Genomic DNA, 9,182 nt, shown 5'->3' with positions numbered 1-9,182 from the left:
CTTAGTAACTACTTCCTATTTTTATTTTTGCCCAAAACGTTTAGGACAATATTGGCATAAAATGAAATTTCATTCCTACTCAATCGATTTTGCAACAGGCGATACGATAATGCACACCGAAACCGTCACCGAGTTCTCAAATCTTGATCTGTCGCAAGAACCGTTGCTCAACAACAAAGTCGGGCTCGATGCAACCTTCGATTTCGATTATTTCTATTATGAAAACCTCTATATCTGGTCTGACAATCAGATTCAGGGAAAAGACTACACCATGCGGCTCAACACGAACCTTGAGCGGAATAATCCATCAGATGATGAGGGGCAGACTGAACGTCCCTATAAGGTCTGCCTCTACCGCCTTTCGCCTGAGCTATACAACTTCCTGAAATCGCTCAACGACATCAGCAACAACGAGCTTGGTCAGAACGGCCTCGCTCCGATACGCAGCCACTACACCAATATAGCCAATGGCTTCGGCGTGCTCGGCGCAGGAAACCTCATCGAGACAGACTGGCTTGAAAATCCCGACGAAGGTGAGACCCTTACGTGGCAGCCGGCTGACTCACATGAATTTTTAAGATAATATCTATAACAACGATTATGAATACCAACCGTCGACACCGGGTCACCCTTGTGACCCTCGCTATCCTCCTTGCTTTTGCAAGCCTGTGTCTCTCCGCATGCGGACGGACCACCTTCTCGCTACCCTACGGTAACCAACCGGCAACCGTCAGCATCACACAACCTGTCGGCAAATAGCGGTATCAGACAGATAATTTCCACCCGTCGGACACGAAGTCCGCTGCACGATGGCCGTGTAGTGGACTTCTTTTTAGTATATGTAAGGAAATACTGACGTTAATCACCAGAGCGATGCCAGCTCCAAGTGGCGCTGCTCGGCCTTAAAATCAAAATTCAGGGATGCGTTAAAAGCCTCCGGGGCATTATCCGATATGCCGTGAAGCCCGGAAACCACTGAATCTTTAATAATATTAGTCCGGTTCTTTGCTACATACGAAGCGTTGCGCGACGATGACACATCAGCTCCTCCTGATGGCAACATAGCGCATATCGAACCAACCACCGAAAGAAAAATAAAACATGTAAGTGATATTGCTTGCTTATCCATAAATTGATTTTAGACGGCCCTCCGGCCTGTTATTTTTATTTGGAAACGGTGAGGAATCTTACTCCCCGCCGTTTCTATTTATATACTTTATATATAATTGCGGTTTGTAGCTCATACTCGAACAGATTGCAGCGCGACGCAAACAATCTTTAAACACAACAATCTTTATCATATTTTTGTTTAATTCCTGTTGATTTTTTTTGACTCTTACTAAACTTCAGGAATATAACCGACGGTCATCCAATAATATTGTCAAAACATATTCGGTGAGACCTTTGGAGTCGGTGGAATCTCTTTTTGCAGCACCCGGCATAGCAGCCATAAACTTATAAAGACTGAAGGTCTGAACCACGCAAAAAGCGTGGATGAGCAGTGGAATAAGCTTTATGCGAGCCTGATTCATTGATTTTCCAAAATATTCTTGCATAATAAGAAGGATTTGGTTAACTTTAATCAAGTTCTTGGAATTAGTATTTTAATAAGAAAAAGTGGCCAATCTTTTCCTTGTAATTACTAATTTAGGGATTTGCACATGCACAACCGCCTAATAACAAAAGTATTTAACAGCTTATTTTCTAATTTTATCATGTCCTAAAACAGAAACTTAACACCTAATAAATCAATAATCCATATGGAAATCAAATTAACAAAACAAATGAAATGCGCAATAGGCGAGCAACTAGTGAGTGCACATCTCATTGCTCATGGATGGCCAACAGTCAACGTAAACAGCTCAATTAACAACTTTAAAGGTATTGACTTATATTGTCAAAATGGAATTGATTCCTCGGAGGTTGCCTGTATTCAAGTCAAAACCACATTCCAAGGAATTAATTCTAATATATCGATTGGTATGAGTTCCAAGCAGGCAACCGATCTCGAATACTTGAAAAAAGCTATTACAGGTCCGTGGGTATTCGTACACGTCAAAGAGTTGGAATCTTTAGATGTGGACTTTTATATCCTCACTGCAAAGCAGATGATTGAGATAGTGTATGGACTTCATCATTGGTATCTTTACGGTTGGGAAAGAAGACCATGTACCGAATCATTGGAAAAATCTATTGCCTGTATACGTATAGAACATATCTTAGGTAAACAGGATAAATCACGATTCTCGGACACTCATTTTGACAATCCCATGACAGGAGTCGAAGTCTCACCCCTTAACAACTGGAATTGTATTTGGACGAAAGAGTGATTGTCCTATCAACAAATCTGGCTTAATCTTCACCGTTAGATATATGACAAAATTTGAGATTCATATCTTTATGTTCTCCACAGGATACACCAAACCAGCTACATTTCATTTTTAAGATTTACTTAACCAATTTTAGACAGTGCTTTAACATTTTTATCCCGATTTCTTTGTTATTTCCACAAAAGGCTGTAAATTTGCCTTAATCACAATTCTAAAATTACTGACAGGAATAATCCTTTCATTAAAGTAGTGAATAAAGCTGATACCAATGCTTACGGCTGTGCCGGAAGCGGAAAAACAAAAATTAACCCCTAAAAATATATGGAAAACGAACAATTATTGAAAGAAGTCACCGCCAAAGCTCAAATCTGGCTCGGTGACGGTTATGACGAGGAAACTCGCACTGAAGTAAAACGCATGCTCGATGCTGAGGATAAAACCGAGCTAATCGAAAGTTTCTATAAAGATCTCGAATTCGGCACTGGCGGCCTCCGTGGCATCATGGGAGCCGGCACTAACCGCATGAATATCTACACTGTCGGCGCTGCCACTCAGGGTCTCGCCAACTATCTTAAGGAAAACTTCAAGGATCTTCCTGAAATCAGCGTTGCCGTAGGCCACGACGTGCGCAACAATTCGCGCAAGTTCGCTGAAATCGTTGCCGACATCTTCTCGGCCAACGGTATCAAGGTATATCTCTTCGACAGCTTCCGTCCGACTCCCGAACTCTCGTTCGCCATCCGTCATTTCGGTTGCCAGAGCGGTGTGAACATCACAGCATCACACAACCCGAAAATCTACAACGGTTACAAGGCTTACTGGGAAGACGGCGCTCAGATTATCGCTCCCCACGATGTCAATATCATCAACCACGTAAACAATATCAAGCGTGAGGACATCAAGTTTGACGGCGACAAGTCTAAAATCCAGATTATCGGCGCTGATGTCGACAAGATTTATCTTGAAAAAATCAAGGGTCTTTCACTCAGCCCGGATGTAATCGAGCGTCACAAGGATCTTAAGATCGTCTATACTCCAATCCACGGAACAGGCGTAGAACTCATCCCCGACTCGCTCCGCAACTTCGGCTTCACCAACATCATCCACGTTCCCGAGCAGGACATCCCCAGCGGTAAATTCCCCACAGTTGAATCGCCCAACCCCGAAGTCCCCTCTGCCATGGCAATGGCCATTGCAAAGGCCAAGGAAGTCAATGCCGACATCGTTATGGCATCTGACCCCGACGCTGACCGAATCGGCTGTGTGATTCGCGACAACAGCGGTGAATACGTGCTTCTTAACGGCAACCAGATCGTGATGATTCTCCTCAACTACATCATCACCCGCAACAAGGAGCTCGGTCTGCTCAAGGGCAACGAATTCGCAGTGAAGACTATCGTCACCACCGAAACCATCAAGGCAATCTGCGACGCGATGAACGTTCGCCTCTACGACTGCTACACCGGCTTCAAATGGATTGCCGCCGTCATGCGCGACAATGAAGATGTGCTCCGCTACCTCGGAGGCGGTGAAGAAAGCTACGGCTTCCTCGCCGAAACATTTGTCCGCGACAAGGATGCAGTGTCGGCCTGCTCACTCATGGCCGAGGCTTGCGCTTGGGCAAAAGACAAGGGTATGGACTTCCAGGCTATGCTCGCCGACATCTATATGAAGTATGGTTTCAGCCATGAAGTAGGTGTCTCTGTCGTTCGTCCCGGCAAGAGCGGTGCTGAAGAAATTCAGGCGCTCATGAAGCAGTTCCGCGAGAACCCGCCGAAGTCTCTCGCAGGAAGCCCTGTTACTGTAATCAAGGACTACGCAACACTCGACCTCATCCACACCGACGGCAAGCCCAACGAAAAGCTTGACTTCCCCTGCACTTCAAACGTGCTCCAGTATTTCACTGAAGACGGATCGAAAGTATCTGTACGTCCTTCAGGAACAGAACCTAAAATCAAGTTCTACATGGAAGTCAAAGTCCCCATGGAGAAACCCGAAGACTACGACAAGTGTGGCAAGCTCGCCGAAGCTAAGATCGAAGCTCTCAAAAAGGATCTCGGCATCGCATAAAAGTCACTTACGTAATTTACAAACTTAAAATAAAGAAATCCATCAGCGACCACTCCTCGGTTGCTGATGGATTTCCTTTTTTTACAGTATTGCATGTGGCGTTTTATGGCTGTCGTTGATAAAAAATTTGTAACTTTGTAGAAATATGATGACTACAGAACCTACAATGCTCGAAAATATCGTCTCCGCAATCAGCGGAGTGCTTACTGACTATGTCATGGTCACCGTGCTGCTTGCAGTAGCCGTGTTTTTCACCTTCGCCACCCGCGGGGTGCAGTTCAGAATGGTCGGAGAGATGTGCCGCCTGCTCGTGCGCTCAGGCAAGCGCGACAACGACCGCCGAGCCAACGACGCTCCGGCCCACGGCTCTATCAGTTCATTTCAGGCATTCGCCCTATCGATAGCCTCACGCGTCGGCACAGGCAACCTCGCCGGTGTCGGGACAGCCATTGCCCTCGGCGGCCCGGGAGCGGTGTTCTGGATGTGGGTCATCGCCATACTCGGTGCTGCGAGCGCCTTTGTCGAATCGACACTCGCACAGCTTTTCAAGGTCAAGGGAGAGAAATCGTTTATGGGCGGTCCGGCCTACTATATACTCAAAGGACTCCACAAGCGCTGGTGGGCGGTCACCTTCGCTGTGCTCATCACCCTCACGTTTGGCTTTGCGTTCAACTCCGTACAGTCCAACACCATTGCCGACGCTCTCAACAGCTCCTTCGCCATACCTCGCGAACTGACTGCATGGACACTCTGTCTACTGACCCTGATTGTCATCTGGGGCGGAGTGCAGCGCGTGTCGAGATTCAGCGAAATCGTTGTCCCGTTCATGGCCGTGGCCTACATCATTCTGGCCGTCATAATAATCGCAATCAACATCACCCATTTTCCGGCCGTCATGGCCATGATTGTCAGAAACGCCTTCGGATTTGACGAGGCGCTCGGCGGCAGCATCGGCGCAGCAATGGTCATGGGTATCAAACGCGGACTTTTCAGCAACGAGGCCGGTGAAGGCTCGACACCAAACGCCGCCGCGACAGCCTCGGTCAGCCACCCGGTGAAACAGGGGCTCATACAGACCCTCGGTGTCTACACCGACACCCTCCTTGTCTGCACCGCAACAGCATTCATCATCCTCTGCAGCGGCATCTTCATGGACGGTCACGACGGCATCGTGCTCACGCAACACGCCATCGACGCAGGACTCGGCACGGATTCGGGCATCGGCTCTACGTTCGTCAGCATCGCGATATTCTTTTTCGCATTCACAAGCATCATAGCCAACTACTATTACGGCGAGACCAACATCCGCTTTATCCGCAACAACGACACCATAATCAACGTCTACCGTCTGCTCGTCGGAGGCATCGTCTATGCCGGCGCGGTCATGTCGCTCGACCTCGTGTGGGGATTTGCTGACATCACCATGGCGCTCATGACTCTCTGCAACCTCGCCGCCATCGTCATGCTCGGCAAATATGCAGTGCGTCTGCTCAAGGACTACCGCGACCAGCGTCGCCGCGGCCTCGACCCCGTCTACCGCTCATCGACAATCCCCGAAATCGCCCACGAAACCGAGTGCTGGGAGTGAACGGGAATATCGAATACATCTACATAAAACAGCCACAGGCAGGAATAGTGCCTGTGGCTGTTTAGGCTCTTATATAATTATAATATCTCCTAATATAATTAATCTGTACAACTCCCCGACAAAACGGTAAAAATAAACGTAATAATAACCGGGCTTATTCTAAAATATCTAATACCTTTATTTCTTAAAAGTTAGTAATTTCGCCCAATCCGCTGATATTAGGAATTGCATATTCGAACAACCCGCTCTCATAAAACTTATTGGCAATTTCAATTGAGTTACCTTTTGATTCATTGGTACAAACCAATTCATGACAATTAATAAAATCATCAACCCCGACAATGACTACATTATATTTTTTTGCTAATTTCTCAACTTGTTTGGAGTCTGAACCGGATTTCAATTTAGCAAAAAACAAAAAGTCAGGAGTCAGCTCCCTTCCGTCACTCAATCGTAAATAACAAGACATACAACATATAGTATAGGGTCGAACAGATTCCAATTTACGGCAATCGCCTTCAATTATAGCTGTTTTATAGTCACTGAGCAATAATTGCGCTTCTTCAGAAGGAGAATCAAAAGAGGACAATAAGTTTCCTTTCATAACTTTCGTAAGCGATAATCCATTCTTTGACAGTTCGGCAATTAACTTATCTTCATCTGATGTCTGATAAGCTACATATGATTTGTTCCCAATCGGTTTGATTGCAACTTTTTCATCTCCATCCCAATAATATGTATCACTCCAAAATTCCTCTTTCTCGCATGAAGAACATAATATCATCATTAAAAACATAGATGATATTAAAACTAATAATCTGTTTTTTCCCATTTTTGATAATTTAGGCTTATAGTCAATAAGTTGATTTTGAGCTAAATTATAAATATTTTATAACTATACAAACTACGCTAATACACTTTAAATAAATTTAACTAAATAAATATTGTTTTGATATACACTTGTATACGGTAGCATATGCCATTGTCCACGGTTGTATGCGCCTTTCATTAGCCTACCGCTCATCGCCCCTCCGAAATCGCCCACGAAACCGAGTGCCGGGAGTAAACGGGCCGTGGTCAGAAATAATATTTCACAGAGACCTTTACTCTGTTGGCAAACAATTCTGAGGAGCTGACCGGACAGTTCCTCTTTTTCATATCTATCAGGCCGAAATACCCCATAACTCCAATCGATATGTTATCTCTGACAATATCAAATCCGACACCGCAGGAAAGATTCACCGGTTTCCACACATCATCCATATCATTCGCCAAACCGTCAGGCACATTCGAAGCATGATTGCTGAAAAAATAAGAGAACTCCACTCCGGCCAACGGAGCGATATTCAACAGGTCGTCTATCTCAAACAGATAGCCACCGGTCAGAGACGTTGAGACGGAACACCGGGTCAGACTCATCTCACTGCCAACCTCATCGCCTGTTTTCAACTTCATACCATCGACATCAAACGATACACCCGGCTCGAAGTACCAGTTTGACGGCCAAGAGATATTGCATACACCTCCGATTCCGCCTCCATAGCTGATTGTCACATCCTTTGATGTCCAGCCTCCGGGGATGTTAATGTTGAACGACGGTTTGACACCCCATCTGACCATTCTCCCGGTCTGTACGTCATCGCTCTCCCACGCTTTCCCGGCAAAAGGGAGAAGAAACAAAATATAAAACAGTATATAACGCATATGTCTATCGAGTAATTACAGCAAGACTCGGTCTTTCCCACCGTAGCTCGCCATGCAACGTCATTGTCACGCCCTATTATACCAAATAGTTTGTACTATAAGCCGCTGTTGAAAGTGCTGAATAAATTTAATCCTAATAAATACTATTATTTCGACACAAAAATAAAGAAATATTTAAATTTATGCAATTCCTCTAAAATTCAAATTTATAACGATTTAATCAATAAAAGAATAGCGTCCGATAAATGATTTATCAGGCGCTATTCGTTTATTGACATCAATTATTTTACTCCTCCGTGGCGGCGAATTCCATGAGGTAGGCTTTGATGAAAGCGTCGAGGTCGCCGTCCATGACTCCGTTGACGTCGGAAGTCTGATAGTTGGTGCGGTGATCCTTGACACGACGGTCGTCGAACACGTAGCTGCGAATCTGCGAGCCCCATTCGATTTTCATCTTGCCGGCCTCAATCTTAGCCTGCTCCTGAAGGCGGTGTTGCAGCTCCTTGTCGTAGAGTATCGAGCGGAGCTGACGCATGGCGTTCTCCTTGTTCTTGGGCTGGTCGCGCGTCTCGGTGTTCTCGATGAGGATTTCCTCCTGCTCACCGGTGTAGGGGTCGGTGAACTGATAGCGGAGACGGACACCCGACTCCACCTTGTTGACGTTCTGACCGCCTGCGCCACCCGAACGGAAGGTGTCCCACGAAAGGAGCGCCGGGTCTACCTTGACTTCGATGGTGTCGTCGACAAGCGGGGTGACAAACACCGACGCAAACGAAGTCATGCGCTTGCCCTGTGCATTGTAGGGCGACACGCGGACGAGACGGTGGACACCGTTCTCGCTCTTGAGATAGCCGTAGGCAAAATCGCCTTCGACGTTGATGGTGCATGACTTTATGCCTGCCTCATCACCTTCGAGAAGGTTGGCAATCGAGGTCTTGTAGCCGTGGCTCTCACACCAGCGCAGATACATGCGCATGAGCATCGAAGCCCAGTCCTGACTCTCCGTGCCACCTGCACCGGAATTGATTTTAAGCACAACTCCGAGCTTATCCTCCTCGCGACGGAGCATGTTGCGGAGCTCAAGATTCTCGATTTTGGTAATCGCGTCGGCATAGAGCGCATCGATTTCGCTTTCCTCCACGAGACCCTCTTTGAGAAAATCCCATGCGAGCTGGAGTTCGTTGACAGTCTTGTCGATTTCCTCGTAACCGTCGATCCAAGCCTGAATGTCCTTGATTTTTTTCATCTGCGCCTGCGCTTCCTTCGGGTGCTCCCAGAAGTCGGGCACATGAGTGCGGAGTTCTTCCTCCTCTACTTGAATTTTCTTGCTGTCGATGTCAAAGATACCTCCTCAGCGCCAGCTTGCGCTCAAAAGTCTCTTTTAATTGTTCCTGAGTAATCATATGTGTTACGGCTGAAACTTGGTTAAAAAATTTAAGCAATTCTTCAAAAAATCAATTCCGAAGAATCACTTACGTAGTTATCTCGTC

General features: G+C 46.3%; 9 protein-coding genes and 1 pseudogene. 5 read left to right on the top strand and 5 right to left on the bottom strand.

Translation table 11 applies throughout. The annotated features are described in order from the left end of the window. Positions 1–61: 61 nt before the first annotated feature. Both QZ311_RS09475 and QZ311_RS09470 read left to right on the top strand, forming a co-directional pair. Positions 62–583, top strand: a complete 522-nt coding sequence (locus QZ311_RS09475; RefSeq protein ID WP_363323606.1) for a DUF4249 family protein — start codon at positions 62–64, stop codon at positions 581–583. Between the two features lie 17 nt (positions 584–600). Beyond that, positions 601–759 carry a hypothetical protein gene (locus QZ311_RS09470; protein ID WP_297067043.1) on the top strand — a complete coding sequence of 53 codons (159 nt, stop codon included), beginning with the start codon at positions 601–603 and terminating at the stop codon, positions 757–759. A 103-nt stretch (positions 760–862) separates the two neighbouring features. Here QZ311_RS09470 and QZ311_RS09465 read toward each other — a convergent pair whose 3' ends face one another. After that, entirely contained in the window at positions 863–1,129 is a 267-nt protein-coding gene (locus QZ311_RS09465; protein ID WP_297067041.1) for a hypothetical protein, read from the bottom strand. Positions 1,130–1,415: 286 nt separating this feature from the next. After that, a pseudogene (locus QZ311_RS09460) lies at positions 1,416–1,556 on the bottom strand (IS4 family transposase); the annotation flags it as partial. Between the two features lie 204 nt (positions 1,557–1,760). On the opposite strand from QZ311_RS09460, the gene QZ311_RS09455 reads away from it, so the two are divergent. The 3 genes from QZ311_RS09455 to QZ311_RS09445 all read left to right on the top strand — a co-directional run bounded on the left by QZ311_RS09455 (position 1,761) and on the right by QZ311_RS09445 (position 5,988). Next, positions 1,761–2,330 carry a hypothetical protein gene (locus QZ311_RS09455; RefSeq protein ID WP_297067039.1) on the top strand — a complete coding sequence of 190 codons (570 nt, stop codon included), beginning with the start codon at positions 1,761–1,763 and terminating at the stop codon, positions 2,328–2,330. A 321-nt stretch (positions 2,331–2,651) separates the two neighbouring features. Next, positions 2,652–4,400, top strand: a complete 1,749-nt coding sequence (locus tag QZ311_RS09450; protein ID WP_297067037.1) for a phospho-sugar mutase — start codon at positions 2,652–2,654, stop codon at positions 4,398–4,400. 148 nt (positions 4,401–4,548) lie between these two features. After that, positions 4,549–5,988, top strand: coding sequence for an alanine/glycine:cation symporter family protein (locus QZ311_RS09445; protein WP_297067053.1), 1,440 nt, complete (start codon positions 4,549–4,551; stop codon positions 5,986–5,988). 184 nt (positions 5,989–6,172) lie between these two features. On the opposite strand, the gene QZ311_RS09440 is transcribed toward QZ311_RS09445, so the two are convergent. From QZ311_RS09440 to prfB, 3 genes are all read right to left on the bottom strand, one after another. Beyond that, complete coding sequence (locus QZ311_RS09440) at positions 6,173–6,820, bottom strand: hypothetical protein (protein WP_297067035.1); 648 nt, start codon at positions 6,818–6,820, stop codon at positions 6,173–6,175. A gap of 245 nt (positions 6,821–7,065) precedes the next feature. Next, positions 7,066–7,668, bottom strand: coding sequence for an outer membrane beta-barrel protein (locus tag QZ311_RS09435; protein WP_297067033.1), 603 nt, complete (start codon positions 7,666–7,668; stop codon positions 7,066–7,068). 310 nt (positions 7,669–7,978) lie between these two features. Further along, positions 7,979–9,095, bottom strand: a protein-coding gene (prfB, locus tag QZ311_RS09430; RefSeq protein WP_289633378.1) for a peptide chain release factor 2 whose coding sequence is annotated in 2 segments (ribosomal slippage) — positions 7,979–9,031 and positions 9,033–9,095 — 1,116 coding nt in all. Because the reading frame shifts where the segments join, the coding sequence is not laid out codon by codon here. Positions 9,096–9,182: the final 87 nt, after the last annotated feature.

This window comes from uncultured Duncaniella sp., from assembly GCF_910578445.1.
Classification (GTDB): domain Bacteria; phylum Bacteroidota; class Bacteroidia; order Bacteroidales; family Muribaculaceae; genus Duncaniella.
Note: the sequence above shows the minus strand (reverse complement) of the source record. Positions and strands in the feature narration are given on the sequence as shown.

What these genes read in the sequence shown, in the direction of transcription:
- QZ311_RS09455 (WP_297067039.1), top strand. Translation starts at nt 1,761, where the DNA reads ATGGAAATCAAATTAACAAAACAAATGAAATGCGCAATAGGCGAGCAA.
- QZ311_RS09440 (WP_297067035.1), bottom strand. Translation starts at nt 6,820, where the DNA reads ATGGGAAAAAACAGATTATTAGTTTTAATATCATCTATGTTTTTAATG.
- QZ311_RS09450 (WP_297067037.1), top strand. Translation starts at nt 2,652, where the DNA reads ATGGAAAACGAACAATTATTGAAAGAAGTCACCGCCAAAGCTCAAATC.
- QZ311_RS09465 (WP_297067041.1), bottom strand. Translation starts at nt 1,129, where the DNA reads ATGGATAAGCAAGCAATATCACTTACATGTTTTATTTTTCTTTCGGTG.
- QZ311_RS09470 (WP_297067043.1), top strand. Translation starts at nt 601, where the DNA reads ATGAATACCAACCGTCGACACCGGGTCACCCTTGTGACCCTCGCTATC.
- QZ311_RS09445 (WP_297067053.1), top strand. Translation starts at nt 4,549, where the DNA reads ATGACTACAGAACCTACAATGCTCGAAAATATCGTCTCCGCAATCAGC.
- QZ311_RS09475 (WP_363323606.1), top strand. Translation starts at nt 62, where the DNA reads ATGAAATTTCATTCCTACTCAATCGATTTTGCAACAGGCGATACGATA.